General features: G+C 39.6%; 17 protein-coding genes. 3 read left to right on the top strand and 14 right to left on the bottom strand.

Annotated features, from left to right (window positions below; all coding sequences use genetic code 11):
• Window positions 1–35: 35 nt before the first annotated feature.
• On the bottom strand, window positions 36–1,313 hold the full coding sequence (locus tag SPAR10_RS03005) for a hypothetical protein (RefSeq protein WP_004250651.1): 1,278 nt from the start codon (window positions 1,311–1,313) through the stop codon (window positions 36–38).
• Window positions 1,314–1,632: 319 nt separating this feature from the next.
• Here SPAR10_RS03005 and SPAR10_RS03000 point away from each other — a divergent pair, with 319 nt between their 5' ends.
• Genes SPAR10_RS03000 through SPAR10_RS02990 form a run of 3 tightly spaced genes read left to right on the top strand, consistent with a single transcriptional unit; the run spans window position 1,633 to window position 4,390 of the window.
• Window positions 1,633–2,622: a PTS sugar transporter subunit IIB gene (locus tag SPAR10_RS03000; RefSeq protein WP_004250650.1), complete on the top strand. Its 990-nt coding sequence runs from the start codon at window positions 1,633–1,635 to the stop codon at window positions 2,620–2,622.
• 29 nt (window positions 2,623–2,651) lie between these two features.
• Complete coding sequence (locus tag SPAR10_RS02995) at window positions 2,652–3,464, top strand: PTS mannose/fructose/sorbose transporter subunit IIC (RefSeq protein WP_004250648.1); 813 nt, start codon at window positions 2,652–2,654, stop codon at window positions 3,462–3,464.
• A 14-nt stretch (window positions 3,465–3,478) separates the two neighbouring features.
• Window positions 3,479–4,390, top strand: a complete 912-nt coding sequence (locus SPAR10_RS02990) for a PTS system mannose/fructose/sorbose family transporter subunit IID (protein WP_004250646.1) — start codon at window positions 3,479–3,481, stop codon at window positions 4,388–4,390.
• A 234-nt stretch (window positions 4,391–4,624) separates the two neighbouring features.
• Here the strand turns inward: SPAR10_RS02990 and SPAR10_RS02985 are convergent, their stop codons facing one another.
• The 13 genes from SPAR10_RS02985 to leuS form a co-directional block, all read right to left on the bottom strand.
• The gene (locus SPAR10_RS02985) at window positions 4,625–5,317 is read right to left on the bottom strand and encodes a leucine-rich repeat domain-containing protein (protein WP_004250645.1); all 693 of its coding nucleotides are present in this window, start codon (window positions 5,315–5,317) and stop codon (window positions 4,625–4,627) included.
• A 368-nt stretch (window positions 5,318–5,685) separates the two neighbouring features.
• Window positions 5,686–5,931 (bottom strand): hypothetical protein, encoded by a 246-nt coding sequence (locus SPAR10_RS02980; protein WP_004250643.1) that lies wholly within the window; start codon window positions 5,929–5,931, stop codon window positions 5,686–5,688.
• Between the two features lie 166 nt (window positions 5,932–6,097).
• Window positions 6,098–6,703: a DUF4230 domain-containing protein gene (locus SPAR10_RS02975; protein ID WP_004250641.1), complete on the bottom strand. Its 606-nt coding sequence runs from the start codon at window positions 6,701–6,703 to the stop codon at window positions 6,098–6,100.
• 234 nt (window positions 6,704–6,937) lie between these two features.
• Window positions 6,938–8,254 (bottom strand): ISL3 family transposase, encoded by a 1,317-nt coding sequence (locus SPAR10_RS02970; RefSeq protein WP_004250640.1) that lies wholly within the window; start codon window positions 8,252–8,254, stop codon window positions 6,938–6,940.
• A 138-nt stretch (window positions 8,255–8,392) separates the two neighbouring features.
• A complete protein-coding gene (gene pepC, locus SPAR10_RS02965; RefSeq protein ID WP_004250638.1) occupies window positions 8,393–9,727 on the bottom strand; it encodes an aminopeptidase C in 1,335 nt (444 codons plus the stop codon).
• Window positions 9,728–9,834: 107 nt separating this feature from the next.
• Window positions 9,835–10,557 (bottom strand): pseudouridine synthase, encoded by a 723-nt coding sequence (locus tag SPAR10_RS02960; protein WP_004250633.1) that lies wholly within the window; start codon window positions 10,555–10,557, stop codon window positions 9,835–9,837.
• Window positions 10,558–10,721: 164 nt separating this feature from the next.
• Window positions 10,722–11,294, bottom strand: coding sequence for a nucleotidyltransferase family protein (locus SPAR10_RS02955; protein ID WP_004250632.1), 573 nt, complete (start codon window positions 11,292–11,294; stop codon window positions 10,722–10,724).
• Window positions 11,275–12,273: a Holliday junction branch migration DNA helicase RuvB gene (gene ruvB, locus SPAR10_RS02950; protein WP_004250631.1), complete on the bottom strand. Its 999-nt coding sequence runs from the start codon at window positions 12,271–12,273 to the stop codon at window positions 11,275–11,277. Before ruvB ends, SPAR10_RS02955 begins: the two co-directional genes overlap by 20 nt.
• A 166-nt stretch (window positions 12,274–12,439) precedes the next feature.
• Complete coding sequence (locus tag SPAR10_RS02945; RefSeq protein WP_004250630.1) at window positions 12,440–13,294, bottom strand: ABC transporter permease; 855 nt, start codon at window positions 13,292–13,294, stop codon at window positions 12,440–12,442.
• The gene (locus tag SPAR10_RS02940) at window positions 13,294–14,157 is read right to left on the bottom strand and encodes an ABC transporter ATP-binding protein (RefSeq protein ID WP_004250628.1); all 864 of its coding nucleotides are present in this window, start codon (window positions 14,155–14,157) and stop codon (window positions 13,294–13,296) included. The genes SPAR10_RS02945 and SPAR10_RS02940 overlap by 1 nt, the downstream gene beginning before the upstream one ends.
• A 276-nt stretch (window positions 14,158–14,433) precedes the next feature.
• Window positions 14,434–14,856, bottom strand: coding sequence for a GNAT family N-acetyltransferase (locus tag SPAR10_RS02935; protein ID WP_004250626.1), 423 nt, complete (start codon window positions 14,854–14,856; stop codon window positions 14,434–14,436).
• 12 nt (window positions 14,857–14,868) lie between these two features.
• Complete coding sequence (locus SPAR10_RS02930; RefSeq protein WP_004250624.1) at window positions 14,869–15,561, bottom strand: GNAT family N-acetyltransferase; 693 nt, start codon at window positions 15,559–15,561, stop codon at window positions 14,869–14,871.
• Window positions 15,562–15,671: 110 nt separating this feature from the next.
• Complete coding sequence (gene leuS, locus SPAR10_RS02925; RefSeq protein WP_004250622.1) at window positions 15,672–18,173, bottom strand: leucine--tRNA ligase; 2,502 nt, start codon at window positions 18,171–18,173, stop codon at window positions 15,672–15,674.
• Window positions 18,174–18,295: the final 122 nt, after the last annotated feature.

Below are 18,295 nucleotides of genomic sequence, written 5' to 3'. Positions count from 1 at the left end.
ATGATTTTTCAGAAAATTCTTCCGTTATAAGAAAATTATACGTCCAATTCTTCTTTCAAAGGTTCTAAATAAGTCGTTTCACTCTGACCTCTCATCTCAAGTCCTTGCTCTGCTATCGCTAGCAAGTCTTTGGAGAACTGGACAATCCCAGCTGTTTCTTCATCTGTGAGGTGTTTCTTAGAAAATTGTCTTCTCAAAGACTTGTAGTCACGACCAAAACTTTCAAAGAAAGGAGCTGTTTCTAGGTAGGCTTCAAGCTTGTCAAGATCCACCAACAAACCTAGATGAAAGGCTGCTGAAGCAAAGGTGCGGTCTAGCGACTGTGTACAAACACTCCGAAATTCAACTGTGCCTCTTGTTGTCAAGTCTTGAAACTGGTAGCTACGGTGCGTTTGGAAATCCTTTTCTAGAGGAACAAGAAGAGTTTCTTTCCCATTTAGAGTATAAGCAGGAATCTCATCAGTAGCTAGGTAATCTCTAGCTTGAATCGGAGAAAAATAATAGGTTTCTCCATCTCGTTCTGCTGTGAAAATCGCAGAATGGTCTAAATAATCAAAGAAATCATCCTCATTTTGAAATAGTTTTGAATTGACACCAACATTCTCTGGATAAATCCCATGCATAGAGTCTTCCCAAAAAATATCTCGTGAAATCTGGGTGTCCCAGTCCGCTCCAGAAAACTCAGAATTGGCAAACAGGTACGCTTTGGCTGCCTCTATCTGTGTGAAAGCATTGATGACACGTAGGTAGTTATCGGTCGAAACATCCAACTGGACTTGACTCCCGCAGATGAAGGCTCCGTATTGTGGAAAGTCATGTAAATGCGCACTTTCTTGGTGACTCCCCATACTCAGATAATCCATCAGCATCTGATAGCGTGGATAAGCCACAGGTCGATTGTCATTTTGATTCCAGTTTGGGTGAATCCCCCAACCCTGGATAGCATGATTCTTTTCGCCTAGCTTTTCTTGGATTACCTTCATATAGGCCTGAAAACGTCCTTCAACCTCTTGGATATTCTGAGCCCTACCAAAGGCAAACTCCAAGGTCGTGTAAGAAACTTCAAACAAAATCCGATCTTGACTCATCGGTTCTACAAGTTGAATCGGATTGCCCTCCTGGTCTACCTTTTCAACTTCCAAACTGAGAGCATCCACCAAAAAGCGCAGCAAGTCCTTGCTGACTTCAATATCTGTAGGTTGGCCTTTCGTATGAACAATAGGAAACTCCAACTCAATACCGATATAGAGATCTGGATTTTCTTTGATATTTTTTAAATAGCGGTCTTTTAATAACTGAATTGAAGGGGACATACATACCTCTCACTCTAACTTCTCATACTAGAAAATAAATCACTCTCTATTATACCAAAAATCGGAGATAATCTTGTCGAAAACAAACTTTTTACAAAATAAGGGCAGATTTGGAATTTATATTAAATTTTACATGTTTGCTTTTAAAACCTCTTCTAAAAATGTTGATATATCAATATCTTTAAAAATCATTGCTCCTATAATTTTTGTATAATTTAATTTAATTTGTTGATTTTTTTATGAAAACGGTTTATACTTAGTTAGTCTTAAAGTTTTCTTAAACTACAAGTCAAACATTTTATAAGGAGGAATGACAATAATGAGTATCGGAATCATTATTGCGAGTCACGGTGAATTTGCCGCGGGTATTCATCAGTCAGGATCTATGATCTTTGGTGAACAAGAAAAGGTTCAAGTTGTAACCTTTATGCCAAACGAAGGTCCAGATGATTTATACGCAAAATTCAACAATGCTGTGGCTGCATTTGACGCAGAAGATGAGGTTCTAGTCTTGGCTGACCTTTGGAGTGGTTCTCCATTTAACCAAGCTAGCCGCGTAATGGGAGAAAATCCTGAGCGTAAATTTGCCATCATCACAGGACTTAACTTGCCGATGTTAATCCAAGCCTACACCGAACGTCTGATGGACGCTAATGCCGGAGTGGCTAAAGTTGCTGCGAACATCATTAAAGAAGCCAAAGATGGCATCAAGGCTCTTCCAGAAGAGCTAAACCCAGCTGAGGAAGTTGCAAGTGCTGCAACTGCTCCTGTAGCCCAAGCTGCTATTCCAGAAGGAACTGTTATCGGAGACGGTAAATTGAAAATCAACCTTGCACGTCTTGACACACGTCTCCTTCACGGTCAGGTTGCCACTGCTTGGACTCCAGATTCAAAAGCAGATCGTATCATCGTTGCTTCAGATAACGTTGCTAAAGATGACCTTCGTAAAGAATTGATCAAACAAGCAGCTCCTAACGGAGTGAAGGCTAACGTTGTTCCAATCCAAAAATTGATTGAGGTTGCTAAAGATCCTCGCTTTGGTGAAACACATGCCCTTATCTTGTTTGAAACACCACAAGATGCCCTCCGTGCTATCGAAGGTGGTGTACCAATCAAGACTCTTAACGTAGGATCTATGGCTCACTCAACTGGTAAAACAATGGTCAACAACGTATTGTCAATGGACAAAGACGACGTTGCTACATTTGAAAAAATGCGTGACCTTGGTGTTGAATTTGACGTACGTAAAGTACCAAACGACACGAAAAAAGATTTGTTTGACTTGATTAGCAAAGCTAACGTTCAATAATTTACATTAAATAGAAAAGGAATAAAACCATGTCAGATATTTCAATCATTTCTGCTATCTTGGTTGTAGTTGTTGCCTTCTTCGCAGGTCTTGAAGGTATCCTCGACCAATTCCAATTCCATCAACCAATCGTAGCATGTACCCTTATCGGGCTTGTAACTGGTAACCTCGAAGCTGGGGTTATGCTTGGTGGATCACTTCAAATGATCGCTCTTGGTTGGGCAAACATCGGAGCTGCCGTAGCTCCTGACGCTGCTCTTGCTTCTGTTGCTGCTGCAATCATCATGATTAAAGGTGGTAACTTTACTACTGAAGGTATCGCAGTCGCAACTGCAACTGCAATCCCTCTTGCCGTAGCTGGACTTTTCTTGACTATGATTGTTCGTACAATCTCAGTTGGTTTGGTTCACACTGCTGACGCTGCTGCTAAAGAAGGAAATATTGCAGCTGTTGAACGCGCTCACTACTTTGCCCTTGTTCTTCAAGGTCTACGTATTGCGATTCCTGCAGCCTTCCTTATTGCTATCCCTGCTTCTGCTGTTCAAGATGCTCTTAAATTGATGCCAGACTGGTTGAACGGTGGTATGGCTGTCGGTGGTGCCATGGTCGTTGCCGTTGGTTACGCTTTGGTTATCAACATGATGGCTACTCGTGAAGTATGGCCATTCTTCGCTATCGGTTTTGCTCTTGCAGCAATTTCTCAATTGACTTTGATTGCCCTTGGTGTCATCGGTGTTGCCCTTGCCTTCATCTACCTCAACCTTTCTAAACAAGGTGGAAACGGTGGCGGAGGAGCTGCAACTTCTAACGATCCAATCGGTGATATCCTAGAAGACTACTAGAAAGGGGAACAATCATGGCTGAAAAAATTCAATTATCAAAATCAGATCGCCAAAAAGTTTGGTGGCGTTCACAATTCCTTCAAGGTTCTTGGAACTACGAACGTATGCAAAACTTGGGTTGGGCTTACTCTTTGATCCCAGCTATCAAGAAACTTTACACTAAAAAAGAAGATCAAGCAGCTGCTCTTGAGCGTCACCTTGAATTCTTCAACACTCACCCATACGTAGCTGCTCCAATCATGGGGGTTACTCTTGCACTTGAAGAAGAACGCGCAAACGGTACTGAAATCGATGACGCTGCTATCCAAGGTGTTAAGATCGGTATGATGGGACCTCTTGCTGGTATCGGTGACCCAGTCTTCTGGTTTACAGTTCGTCCGATCCTTGGTGCCCTTGGTGCATCACTTGCTGCAACTGGTAACATCGTTGGACCACTTCTCTTCTTCTTTGGATGGAATGCAATCCGTATGTCATTCCTTTGGTATACACAAGAGTTTGGTTACAAAGCTGGATCTGAAATCACTAAAGACATGTCAGGTGGTATCTTGAAAGACATCACTAAGGGTGCATCTATCCTTGGTATGTTCATCCTTGCCGTTCTTGTACAACGTTGGGTATCCATCAACTTCACTATCAACCTTCCAGGCAAACAATTGTCAGAAGGTGCCTACATCAACTTCCCAGAAGGTGCTGTTACTGGTGGAGAATTGAAGGGCATTCTTGGTCAAGCGCTTAGTGGTATGAGCCTAGATAGCGTTCAACCACAAACGCTTCAAGGTCAGTTGGACTCATTGATTCCAGGATTGATGGGACTTCTCCTTACTTTCCTTTGCATGTGGTTGCTTAAGAAAAAAGTATCTCCAATCACAATCATCCTTGCCCTCTTTGCAGTTGGTATCGCAGCTCGTTTCTTCGGTATCATGTAATCTCGGCGAGAATGTACAAACAAAAAAAGAATCAGGTTTATCACCTGATTCTTTTGGCTCTTTGTCAAATAGTGTTGATGAAGAACCTAATGAAAAAAGAATCCAACAAAAATTGGACTACCTGTCTCCGGTTGAATACCGAAGACGGTAGCCCTAGGGTGTTTTTATTAAATTCTCACTTTTTGGGGTCAGTCCCTAAGCCTGATAGTAGTTTCTTGTTCATACTATTCCCCTTTAGTCATTTACTACTTTGAGTCCTAAACTATTGGCAGCCTCTTCTGCCTTTGATCCCTTAGGTGTATGGATTTCTACATTCTTATTTGAATTTTCTGGGAAGTAAAATAAGTCTGTTATTTCAATTACACTTTCAGGTATTGTGATCGATTTGATTGATGGTGTGTCTGAAAATACCAATTGACCAATTGATTTTGTTCCTTCTGGAAATACAACAGACTCTAGAGAACTTGCTCCTAAAAATGCGTGATCATCAACAGTTTCTAATGATGTTCCTAAATAAATGTACTTCAATGCTTTATCTTGACCAAAAGATGACTCTCCAACATATCTTACTGTATCTGGTAAGACGATTGCTTCACATTTTTCAAGATTTGCCATACCACGCTGTGCAATCGCTATAACAGGTTTACCATTAATGGTTTTTGGTACACGAACAACCTTGTCGTCAGAAGTACAACTATAGATTGCGTATCCTTCTTGCCACTCTTCATATGTGAAGTACTTTTCATCTGTATCCGGGAAGTCTTTGAAGTTCTTCTCTGTTACTTCAGAGTTATTTGTTGTGGTATTTTTTGTTTCTATTGTAGAAGTACTTGTTGTGGTATTTTGTTTTGACTCCTTAGGTCCGCATCCTACTAAACCTGATAAGAGTACTGCTGCACATAAGCCTGATAATAGTTTCTTGTTCATTATTTCTCCTCCTAATATTTTATGAATATATTAATACCTATATGTTATAAGATGTAGATATTCTTGCTAATATCAAATATTTCTATTTAATCTTCCTATAAATATACGCATGTTAATATATTAATATCTTTAAGTATTTATAACTATAGTTCCTTAATTTTCCCAGTAAAAAACGAAAGGCACCACAAGTTATTTATATGTTTTCTTTAAACGATTCATGTACTTCTGTCGCAACTTCTCGCCCGTCTTTAATTGCGGTTGCGATAGATTGAGGACCTAAATATGCATCACCTGTTATTATTTATTTCTAATGTATTCTGATGTTGACCGAAAGTCAAATTTTTACCTTTCATCTAGAACACTAAAGTCTACTTTTGTTCAATTGCTGCAACGACAAGATCACATGGAATAATATGTTCACTACCTGCCACTTCATGCGTTAATCTTCTTCCACTTTCATCTGATTCACCAAGTTCCATTGTAATAACCTTTACACCAGTTACTTTCCCACTCTCATCACGCAATACTTCTTTAATATTCTCTAAGAAATGGAATGTAACACCTTCATTGTGTGCATCTTTGATTTGTAGTATAGCTTCTAGTATATTGTTCATATGGTCATCATCCTTTTGTTTTAGGTTTAGGCGCTTTTAATATAATGGATGTTGGCCTTTTTGTATACACTAAAATAGGGTTGGTGGAAAATTTCCATCAACCCTAAAAATTATAGAACCACACAAAACCCTGACCAGAGATGGTCAGGGTTTTGTATTTCAAAAATTATTCTGTAAATTCTATAGTTACTTTTACTTCAGAATCCATTGAAGAAAATATTGTTTTATAATAATTGATTGCAGATTCTTTAATTTCACTCTTAAATTTATCTAAATACTCTGCTTGTTTATCACTAGAAAGTTGGTTTGTGACCAATTTCCCAGTATCAACATCTTCTGTAGTCCCACTTAATAACTCTCCATGACTATCATATAAATCATAAGGATCATCTTTTGAAAGTTCAACACCAATTACTTCCAATTTTGGAACAATAACCTTATATTCTTTTTCGCTTATTTGTTCAACCTTTACACTACTTTTAATTCCAAATTTAGCGTTATAATTTAAAATTACTAATGCTGCTTTTTTAGAGAACGGCACATCAAACCCAAAAACTTGAGTTGTTTTTGTTTCAGAAATAATTTCATTAATTCCCGCATTCAAAAATACAACTTCATTCACTTTTTCAATACTTTCGATATTAATTGACGATTTGACTTCTGATTTATGTTCCTTAGGTAAGAAAAATAGCACTCCAATAGCTATAATAGCTATTAATACCAGATTCAATAGAACACTAAACTTATTAAATTTCTTCTTTAATATAGACAAGATAAAAAAACCTCACTTTAAATAATCTATCTAAATTTTACACATTCTAAAGAAAACAGTCAATATTTTTTCGTACTATCTTCTAAAATTAATTGTGCCTATTAAAAATGAAATTAGTTTGTTGCATTTGATTATATTTTTTGAACACCAAATCCATTTAAAATTGAGTGCTATTTTGAGCACTAAAAAAGGGCTCTTTGTCAAATAGTGTTGATGAAGAAATTTAGGAAGGGATTAAGCAACTAATTGTTGCTTAATTCCTTTTTGTTTTGGGCCAAACATTTTTGTTATTAAAATAATCCTATTTCTAAAATAGTAATAGTTTCTAAAGCCGTAGGCATTTCTTTTAAGCACTTTTATTTTATTGTTTATTCCTTCAATAGGGCCTTTTGTTCTAGTTGGATACTCACAAGTATTTTGAATATATGGCAAGTAAGTCATAAGAGTCTTTAATACTCTTTTTAAACCAGGAGATAGGTCTAATTGCGTAGCTGCTTCAATCGTTTCCTTGAATTCTATATAATCTCTATCCTGTATACATTCACGAGGTGAATGTACAACCTCATAATCATTTTTTAGAGATGGATTGTTTTCTAAGATATAATCTACGATTCCTTTACTTGTTATGAAGCTTTCAAAAAGCTTATAACGATTATATTTATAGTTCTGAAGTTCATTAGGGTTCTTTAAAATTAACTTCCAATAATGTTTTAACTTTCGATATAATTTAGGATTTTTATAACGATGCTGATTCATGATACGTACCCGAGTTCGATTTAGTTCTCTATTCAAGGCTTGTACAATGTGAAAAGGATCAATGATAATTTTTGCGTTAAGAAACATTTCTTTTATTAATTGAATGTATGGCAAGTACATATCGATGGAGATAGTTTTCACCTTTAATCTAGTCTTAGGCTCAAAACGATAAAAATATTGTTTCAAACTGTAAGATTTTCTATCTCGTACAACATCGACCAACTTGTGTGTAGTGCTATCACAAATAATGAAGCTCATATTACTATCGGAAGATTTAACAGATTTAAATTCATCAAAACACAAATGCTCGGGTAAATCATGTAATGGTTTAATCGTTAATAATCGTGCTGTATCATCTATGATACGTCTAACGGTATGAATTGAAACATTTGTTTCTTTGGCAATATATGTTTCAGATACTGTTTCACTTATTTTTGCCTTAATTTCATTTTTTAATCGTTTCGAGATATGACAGTATTTTTCTACAATTCGACTAGTATCTGCAGTAAATGAAGAACCACATTCTCTACAGAGAAATCTCTGATTTCGTAGATTTAAGTAGGCTGGAAGGCCTGAAACAGAACAGAGAGTGATACGAGAAGTTTTCGTCCCGTTTTTAACTATATTGTTATTTTGGCTAACGCACCCACAAACGGCACAAAATTCTGGTTTATGCGTATATGTAGCTGAATAAAATAAAGATTTTCTATTTTTTAATATCTTCTCTTGAACATTATTATCCCAAATAATGTTTTTATCTTTGATTTGTAGTGTAGCTTCTAGTATATTGTTCATATGGTCATCATTCTTTTGTTTTAGGTTTAGGCGCTTTTAATATAATGGATGTTGGCCTTTTTGTATACACTAAAATAGGGTTGGTGGAAAATTTCCACCAACCCTAAAAATTATAGAAACATTCTTTTTATATCTCATTTATTCTGCCAAGGCACCCATTGGATCCCATGGTGCAAGGACGATTGGTTCTGCTTCATAAGCAGCTCGTTCTTCTGCTGTCAGTAATTCTTTACGGACAACGATTTGGTAAGTATATTCGTCCATCCAAGCATCTGAAGCAACAAAGTAACCATCTGTTCCGACCTTGTCTCCCCATGAGTTTTCAACTTTCCACTTAGTTGATTTACCATTTTCATCCAAATCAACACCTGTCAAGACCATAGCGTGGGTCATCAAGCTTTCGCTGTAGTCCAAACGTCCAGCCTTGTCTTGAGTGAGTTGAATATCCATACTTGATTCAAAATCATAGACATCTGTCGCAAGGATTCCTGCTTTACGGTTGCTGAGCTGGCCGACATCTGAACCAAACCAAACAGTTTCTCCTATTTGCATTTGGGCAATGGCCAATTCCTTCAAGCGTTCCATCGGTACGTTAATGTAGCGAACTGCACGGCTACCAACAACATTTCCCAACATCTCAACTGTATAGGATTTGCCATATGGTTTATCAGCAGTTGGAGCATTGATCACAGAAACATAGTCTTCTAGTGGAAGGTCAACATATTTCTTGTAAAACTCTTGTGGAGTGATGCCTTTTTCGCTTTGGTAGTTGTCATCCTTATCGCGATAAGCAAAGTTAAATTGACGTGGTGGGAGCCCCAATGACATAGCAAGGAAGTTAAAGATTTCTTGCAAGAGGTCTTCTTTCTTGGCTTGAACAGTTGCTTGGTCAGCGCCAGAAGCCAAGAGGTCACGCAAGATTTGAGCATCTTGACGAAGCAATTTGTTAAGGATTGCATTGAGCTCACGGCTGCTACTAGATGAAACAGACTCTGGATAAACAGACTTAGGAACGACACCGTATTTCTCAAAGAGAGAAACTACCATATCCCACTGACCACCATCTTGTTGTGGAGTTTGGAGTAGGAAGCTAACCTTGCGGCTTGTCAATTCTTGGTCAGCAGTCGCAATCACTTGCTCCAAGAACCAATTAGATTTTTCATACTTGTCCCAGAAGAAGGTGTGGGCTTGTGACAATTCAAAGTTTTCAAGTTTGTATTGAGAGATGAGTTTGTGGCGGAAAGTATTAAGTGCCGCAAACATCCAGCAACGGCCAGATGCTTTCTGGTTAGTGACCTTGTCCTTAGTCAAGTCAAGTGAGAAAACAGGTGTGTTGTCTACATGGCTTTGACGACGCTCAAGGGCTGCAAAAATTCCATTGTGACTGGCAGCATTTTCGATAGCTTGGTATTTTACATTTGCTTCATAGTTAGCAAATAATTTATCTGTAAATGATTCTTGAATCGCGTTCATAAAATCCTCCTTTTTTCTTACTGTCTATTATAACTCTTTTCACAAAGGAAGCAACCAAAAACTGAAAAAGGCAGGGACATTTCCCCTACCTTTTCCTATTATCCAGTTTATTGAACACTTTTAAGCAAGCCTTCTAGCTCTTCCTTGCTTAAACGACGCCATTCTCCACTTTTCAAATCCTCATCCAAGGTCAAAGTTCCCATGGTTAAACGTTGCAAGTCCACAACTTCTTTACCACAGTAGGCCACCATCCGTTTGACCTGGTGAAATTTCCCTTCTGCAATGGTCACTCGGACCAGGCTTTGATCCTTTTCCGTATCAATAGACACAAGCTCCAGTTTGGCAGGCTGACAGGTAAAGTCCTTGAGCGGAATTCCTTGCGCAAATGTCTCAATGTCTTCATCCGTCATGATTCCATTGACTTGCGCTAGATAGGTTTTATCCACATGACGTTTTGGTGAAAGAAGAGCATGAGCCAGCTTGCCATCATTGGTCAAGAGCAAGAGTCCATGCGTATCGATATCCAAGCGCCCTACCGGGAAAACTTCCTTGGCACGTGCATAGTCATCCAACAAATCCAAAACAGTCTTGTGTTTAGGATCTTCAGTCGCTGAGATAACGCCCTGGGGCTTGTTCATCATATAGTAAACAAACTCCTCGTAGTCTAGCTTTTGTCCGTCAAAACAAATCTCGTCTGTCTCTTCATCAATTTGTAGCTTGGCAGATTTTTCTTTCTCGCCATTGACCGTCACGCGCCCAGCCTTTAGAAAGTTTTTTACCTCGGTCCGACTCCCGACAGCACAGGCAACTAAAAATTTATCTAATCTCATAGGGCTATTATATCATGAAAAAACATAGAATTAGAACAAAAAAAGCCGCCTGATTGGGCGACTTAATTTTTTATAGGGAGATTATTATGAAAAAGTTTTAGGAGTATAAGTTAAGGTCTTCTTAACTTATGAGATAAGTATACAGCTCCTATCTTAAAGTTTCCTTAAGTATTTTTAAATGTGAGATTTTTCCATTTTTCTCGCCAGTTTTTCTTAGATAAACGCTGTTGATAAAGCTTCATCCGGTCGTCATTTTCTAAAAAATGGGGAGTTGGAGAAACCTGAAAGTTCAAAATATCCTCCAAACCATAAGGCGCAAAGAGCTCTAAAGTTGCGTCAACTTGCAAGCGAAGTCCTATCGCCGTACAACGTTCGGGATATTTACTCATAGCGTCACAGGAATTCACATACGGTTCCGTATGGGGACTATGCTGATGCATATAGGCTTGATTTTTCAACTCCCATTGATACTGGGGAAAATCCTCTCTCAACTTACTTTCTATAGCCAGCGTTTCTTCATAACTCACCTCTGGGTCAAAGAAAATGACGTCCACATCCGTTTCACGGTCAAAAGCTGGTTTATCTGACAAGAGATTCCAGATAAAATTTCGAACCGAACCAGCCGCCAACCAGGAATCTTTCAACTCCAAGTCACGAATGATAGTCAGAATAGCCATCATATCAGGATTTTCTCTGAAAGAGTCTAAAATATCAGCCTTATTTTTCAATGTATTCATACCCCAAATGCTCATAAGCCTTGGCTGTCGCGACCCGTCCTGAACGAGTTCGCATGATAAATCCTTTCTGGATCAGGTAAGGTTCGTACATATCCTCAACCGTCTCACGCTCTTCAGCGATATTAACCGAAAGAGTTCCTAGACCGACAGGACCCCCACCGTACATCTCAATCATGGTGCGAAGGATTTTCTGGTCTACATAGTCCAAACCTTCATGGTCTACATCCAGCATAGTCAAGGCCTTATCCGTAATCACATCATCAATCAAGCCATCGCCCATAATCTGCGCAAAATCACGCACGCGCTTGAGGAGACGATTGGCGATACGAGGAGTTCCACGACTGCGTAAAGCTAACTCGGAAGCCGCCTCATGAGTGATTTCCATCTCAAAGATATCTGCCGTCCGCTCGACAATCTCTGTCAAGTCAGCATGTTCGTAATATTCCATGTGACCTGTAATCCCAAAACGGGCACGAAGAGGATTGGACAGCATCCCAGCTCGTGTCGTTGCCCCAATCAAGGTAAAAGGTGGCAAATCTAGATGGACACTACGGCTAGCTTCTCCTGCACCAATCATGATGTCAATGTAGAAGTCTTCCATGGCACTGTAAAGGACCTCTTCTACCGACATGGGCAAGCGATGAATCTCATCAATAAAAAGAACATCTCCTGGCTCCAAGTCATTCAAAATCGCTACCAAATCACCTGCTTTTTCGATGACAGGACCAGACGTCTGCTTAAGATTGACTCCCAATTCATTGGCAATGACAAAAGCCATGGTTGTTTTCCCGAGACCTGGAGGGCCAAACAAAAGAACATGATCTAGCGCCTCATCACGCATTTTTGCTGCCTCGATAAAGATTTGAAGCTGATCCTTGACCTTGTCTTGTCCGATATATTCACGTAAATATTGGGGACGGAGGGTACGCTCTACCAACTCCTCATCACCCATGATTTCATTATCTAAAATTCTACTCATGTTCCTATTATAGCAAAAATCCAGCCTACAAACAAAAAAGCCACCTGATTTGGTGGCTTCTTTAGGGAGATTATTATGAAAAAGAAAAGTTTAGGATTTCTATTAAATAAAGTTAGGAGGTCTTTACTTAATGATTACATGATACAGTAGAAGACTTAAAGTTAGCTTAACCTATAAATTTTATTTTTTTGCTAGAGATTTTAACTACTACCAGCCAAAGCAGAAAAGTTAGGAGGCAGATACTCACCACTATTAAGTATGTTTCTTCCTTTGTTAAAAGGTTCTGCCAATTAAGCCGGATTCCTAATTTTTCTTGAAACTCTTCTAATAAGCTACTATTCCCCATAAATGTAGTTTCTAATTGCTCCTTCATTAAGACCTGTCTATAGAGAGAAGCAAGATAGGTAGCCGGTGTGCACTTCATGAGAACTTTAGCGAAGTTAGGAAGAATTCCCATTGGTACATAAGTTCCCACTAAAAATCCTGAAGCTGTACCTACAATTGTAGCCAATTTACCCAGACTATCTACTGACTGGAAATGATAAATCAAGAGTACATTTACCAATGTTGAAAGGAGACTACTCAGCAGCATGATTAAACTTATTTCAAATAGCTTACTCATAGCTGGAATTTCTTGAAAATAAAGGCTCATAACAACAAGCATAAAGGCTTGCATAACAAAGGAAATGATAAGGCTACTAATAAGATAAGACAGTTGCAAGCCCCAGCTCCCTAAATCTGTCAAAAAGAGATCCTGATCCACTTGATTTTCACGATCTTGTACCATCTGGGTCAAAGCTGTAAAACTGGTTGTAATCCCAGTCACAGCCAATGTTCCACCCATCAGCCAGTTATTTAAAAGGCTCTTATTATCAGGAAGTTGAGACCAGGCATCCATCAGATTTTTCTGCAAAAAAATGATATAGAGTAGAAAGGAAATCAAAGCTCCCAGTAATGAGAAAAAGACTCCTGAACGATTACGAAAATACAACAAAAAATCACGTTTTAACAAAGCTAACATTAGCGCACCTCTCTTCCTGTAAGGGCTATGAAGGCATCATCCATAGTTCCTGGACGAAATTCAAAGCTAGCAATCTTCTCACGAACTTGGGTCAAATAATCAATAGCTTCCAATTGGCTCTTAGGATAAAGACTATACTCAAACTCATTTTCCTTTTCCACAGGCATATTTTTAGGTAAGAATTTCTCCACCTGCTTGTCTTTAAAACAAATTTTTAAAAGATTGGAAGCGTACTCACTTTTAATTTCAGCAGCAGAACCTTGGGCAATAACCTTTCCATGATCTATAATATAAAGTTGATCTGCCTCATCTGCTTCATCCAGATAATGAGTCGTTAAGATAATAGTCATCCCTTCATCTCTTTGTAGACGATACAATAAATCCCAAATGGATTTGCGAGTCTGAATATCTAGTCCAGTCGTAGGCTCATCTAGAAATAAAATATCGGGATTGGCTAGGAGAGCCCGAGCAATGTCAACTCGACGTTTCTGTCCTCCTGATAAAGTTCCATAAAGTTGTTTCTGAAAAGCAGTCAACCCTAGTTGATTGATTAAATCTTCCACACGACCACCTTTAATCCCCTTATACTGCTGAGCGCGAATGGCTAGGTTTTCTTTGACCGTCAACTTTTCATCCAATACACTTGCTTGAAAAACAACTCCAATCCGAGTATTGGGCGCATAGATGATTTGACCATTAGTTGCTCTTTTAAGTCCGATTAACATTGAAATCGTGGTCGATTTGCCAGCCCCATTAGGTCCTAAGATTGCGTTAAAACTTCCTTTTTTAAACTCTAAATTTATATCTTTTACTGCTGTATAGTCTCCATAGTTCTTAGTGAGGCCTTTTACTTGTAAAATCATATTTCCTTCCTCCTTTTTACACCTTCAGTTTAACAAAAAGGAAAAAGAAAAAATATAGTTTGGTGCTATGTGGTCGAAATGGATGATTATGTGGTCAATTCTACCTTAAAACTTCTGCATTTGAACATAAAAAAAGCCACCTGATTTGGTGGCTTCTTTAGGGAGATTATTATGAAAAAGAAAAGTTTAGGATTTCTATTAAATAAAGTTAGGAGGTCTTTACTTAATGATTACATGATACATGAGTAAACTTAAAGTTAACTTAAGATAAAAGAATTATTTAAATTTTTTTCGATCCACCCAAATCATTCCTGTACAATCATAAGTAGATAAGGTTTCAAACCCCAGAGAACGGTAAAAACCCAAGTTTTTTTCTGTCTGTTCAGTCGCTAGTTGTATTTGGTAGGCATCCTTATAGTCAGCTAAGGCTTCTTTCATCAAATTACTACCAATTCCTTGGCGCTGATAGCTAGGCAAAACAATCAAATCCTGGACAAAAACGGATGAAAAACCGTCTCCAACCAGACGCATTAAACCAACGATTTCCTCACCATCACGCGCAAGATAAGTCGTTAGCGAATGAGACAAGGCCTGCTCCAACATCTGTGGCTGATTGGTATAGTTTGTCCAACCAACTGCCTGATAGAGATGTAAAACGTCATCAATTGAAACAGAGGATTCTTTTGTAAATTTTATCATAGTAGAACCTTTCTAACATTGCCTAAGCGATTTTATCTGCTGCCCATTTTTATCAAAGTTTTTAGGAGCCAACCATGTTTCCAAACGAGCTTTGACTTGTGGCCAGTCCTTATCGATCATGGACAACCAATCCGTATCTCTGGTGCGACCTTTATAGATAACAGCTTGGCGGAAGGTGCCTTCATAGACAAAGCCCAAACGTTCTGCTGCTTTTCTAGATTGAAGATTGAGGGCGTCGCACTTCCACTCATAGCGTCGATAGTTGAGTTCTTCAAAGACATAACGGGCTAGCAAACAGTGAGCTTCTGTTCCCATCCTGGTCTGTTTGAGAGCCGGAGAAAAAGTCACCGAGCCAACTTCAATGGTGCGATTGGCTTGGTCAATACGCATGAGCGAAAAAGTACCCAGTGCTTTACCAGTCGCTTTATCGATAATCGCGTAGTAAAAGCGATCCTTTTGCTCAATCATCTGCTTTAAAGCTACCATTAACTCTTCTAGATTAGCCACAGGTGGTTGAAAAAGGTAGGTCCACATCTCACGAGGACTATCTGGGCCATAGACAGCTAATAAATCCTCTGCATGCTTTTCCACCGATAGAGCTTCTATAGTCGTATATCGCCCTTCTATCCGTATAAGTGAAGGCAAAACTCCAGGTGTATCATCTACAGATTCACCAATCATCTGACCGTATTCATTTACTGGCATAACTTTCTCCTTGTCTCCCACTTATAAGTTTAAAGATGTGAATAGTATATCACATCTCACAGGTAATCTACAAAAAATCCTCCAGATTCTACTCTGAAGGACTTTTAAATTTATTTCGTTACGATATTTACAAGCTTGTTAGGTACACTAATCACTTTCACGATTTCCTTGCCATCAATCTCTGCTTTGACTTTTTCGTCAGCTAGAGCGATTTCTTGCAATTCTTCGCGTGAAAGATCCTTCGCAACCATGAGTTTAGCACGGACTTTACCTTTGATTTGAACGACGATTTCGATTTCGTCTTCAACCAATTTACTTTCGTCCCATGTTGGCCAAGCTACATAAGAGATAGACTCGCCTGTTTCTGCGACAGTTTGCCAGAGTTCTTCTGCCAAGTGAGGCGCAAATGGGGCAATCAATTGGATAAAGCCTTTAGCGTAATCCACATAGAGTCTATCTTCCTTGTTAGCCGCATTGACAAAGACCATGAGTTGAGCAATGGCTGTGTTGAATTTCATAGACTCGATTTGCTCTGTGACAGATTTAACGGTTTCATTGTAAACCTTGTCTAGAGCGCCATTGTTTTCCGCAACGATTTCTTTACTTGTAATCAAACGGTACACACGGTCAAGGAATTTACGACTTCCTTCCAGACCTTCTTCAGACCAAGCGATGGAAGCATCGAGTGGTCCCATGAACATTTCATAGACACGAAGGGTATCGGCACCGTATTGTTCCACTACGTCGTCTGGATTGACAACGTTCTTGAGGGATTTAGACATCTTAGCTGGTGCTTGCTCCAACTCTTCTCCTGTTTCCACATTGAAGAAGGAACCGTCACGTTTTTCAACCTTATCAGTCGCTACAAGAGCACCACGGTGGTCACGGTAGCTTGTTCCTAAGATCATTCCTTGGTTAAAGAGTTTTTGGAATGGTTCTTTGGTTGGAACAACACCGAGGTCATAGAGGAATTTATGCCAGAAACGAGCGTAAAGCAAGTGAAGCACGGCGTGTTCTGCACCACCTACGTAGATATCTACTGGCAACCATTGTTTGAGGAGGTCCTCATCAGCCAATTTCTCTGTGTTATGTGGGTCGATATAGCGAAGGTAGTACCAGCTTGAACCCGCCCATTGTGGCATAGTATTGGTTTCACGACGACCTTTCACTCCATCCTCACGAGTCACTTCAAGCCAGTCTGTCAAATTAGCCAATGGGCTTTCACCAGTACCTGAAGGGCGGATGTCCTTGGTTACTGGCAAGACAAGTGGCAATTCACTTTCTGGAACGGCTGTTGAAGTCCCATCTTCCCAATGAATGATTGGAATTGGTTCACCCCAGTAACGTTGACGGCTAAAGAGCCAGTCACGAAGACGGTAGGTAACCTTTTCTTGACCAAAGCCTTTTTCTTCTAGCCAAGACACGATTTTAGCAATCGCTTCTTCTTTGTTGAGACCGTTCAAGAAGTCAGAGTTAACGTGAAGGCCATCTTCTGTGTATGCAGCTTCTTCAACATTTCCACCTTCAAGTACTTCTACGATTGGAAGGCCGAATTGGTTAGCAAATTCCCAGTCACGTTGGTCGTGGGCAGGTACAGCCATAACAGCACCTGTACCATAGCTAGCAAGAACATAGTCGGCAATCCAGATTGGAATTTCTTTACCATTGACAGGGTTGATAGCATAAGCACCAGTCCAAACCCCTGTTTTTTCCTTGGCAAGGTCAGTACGAGCCAAGTCTGATTTGAGGCTGGCTTGGTGTTTGTAGTCCGCTACAGCCTCAGCTTGTTCAGGACTTGTGATGGCATCTACCAAGTCATGCTCAGGAGCCAAGACAGTGAAGGTCGCACCAAAAAGGGTGTCAGGGCGAGTGGTAAAAACTGTGAATTCCTTGTCTGTCCCTTTTACCTTGAAAGTTACGTTAGCACCTGTTGATTTCCCAATCCAGTTACGTTGCATGTCCTTGATAGATTCTGGCCAATCCAACTCATCCAAGTCATTGAGCAAGCGTTCTGCATAGGCCGTGATTTTAAGCATCCATTGGCGCATTGGTTTACGAACAACTGGATAGCCACCACGCTCAGATGTTCCATCTGGAAGAACTTCTTCATTGGCGATAGCTGTTCCCAATTCTTCCACCCAGTTTACTGGCACTTCAGCTTCATAAGCCAAACCTTTTTCGTAAAGCTTAGTGAAGATCCATTGCGTCCACTTGTAGTAGTTCGGTTCTGTAGTATTGACTTCACGGTCCCAGTCGTAAGAGAATCCAAGCGCATTGATTTGGCGTTTGAAGTTGGCAATGTTTTCTGCTGTGAATTCCGCTGGGTCATTACCAGTATCCATAGCGTATTGCTCTGCAGGTAAACCAAAGGCATCCCATCCCATTGGGTGAAGGACGTTGTAGCCTTGCGCACGTTTGAAACGGCTAAGGATATCTGTTGCTGTGTACCCTTCTGGGTGTCCTACGTGAAGACCCGCTCCAGATGGGTAAGGGAACATGTCGAGTGCATAAAACTTAGGTTTTGAAGCATCTGTTCCTGTCTTAAAAGTATGATGGTCAGCCCAGTATTTTTGCCACTTAGGCTCGATTTCTTTATGATTGTAAAAACTCATGCTGTCTCTCCAATTTTCGTGATGCTCCTATTATACCATTTTTAGAGGGAATTAGCCTCTTTATTCTTAACTCTTTTCTTTTTTGACCTTGCCTTCCATTTTTAATACTGCTATACTTACTT

It is taken from the genome of Streptococcus infantis SPAR10 (assembly GCF_000279535.1).
Classification (GTDB): Bacteria; Bacillota; Bacilli; order Lactobacillales; family Streptococcaceae; genus Streptococcus; species Streptococcus infantis_I.
Note: the sequence above shows the minus strand (reverse complement) of the source record. Positions and strands in the feature narration are given on the sequence as shown.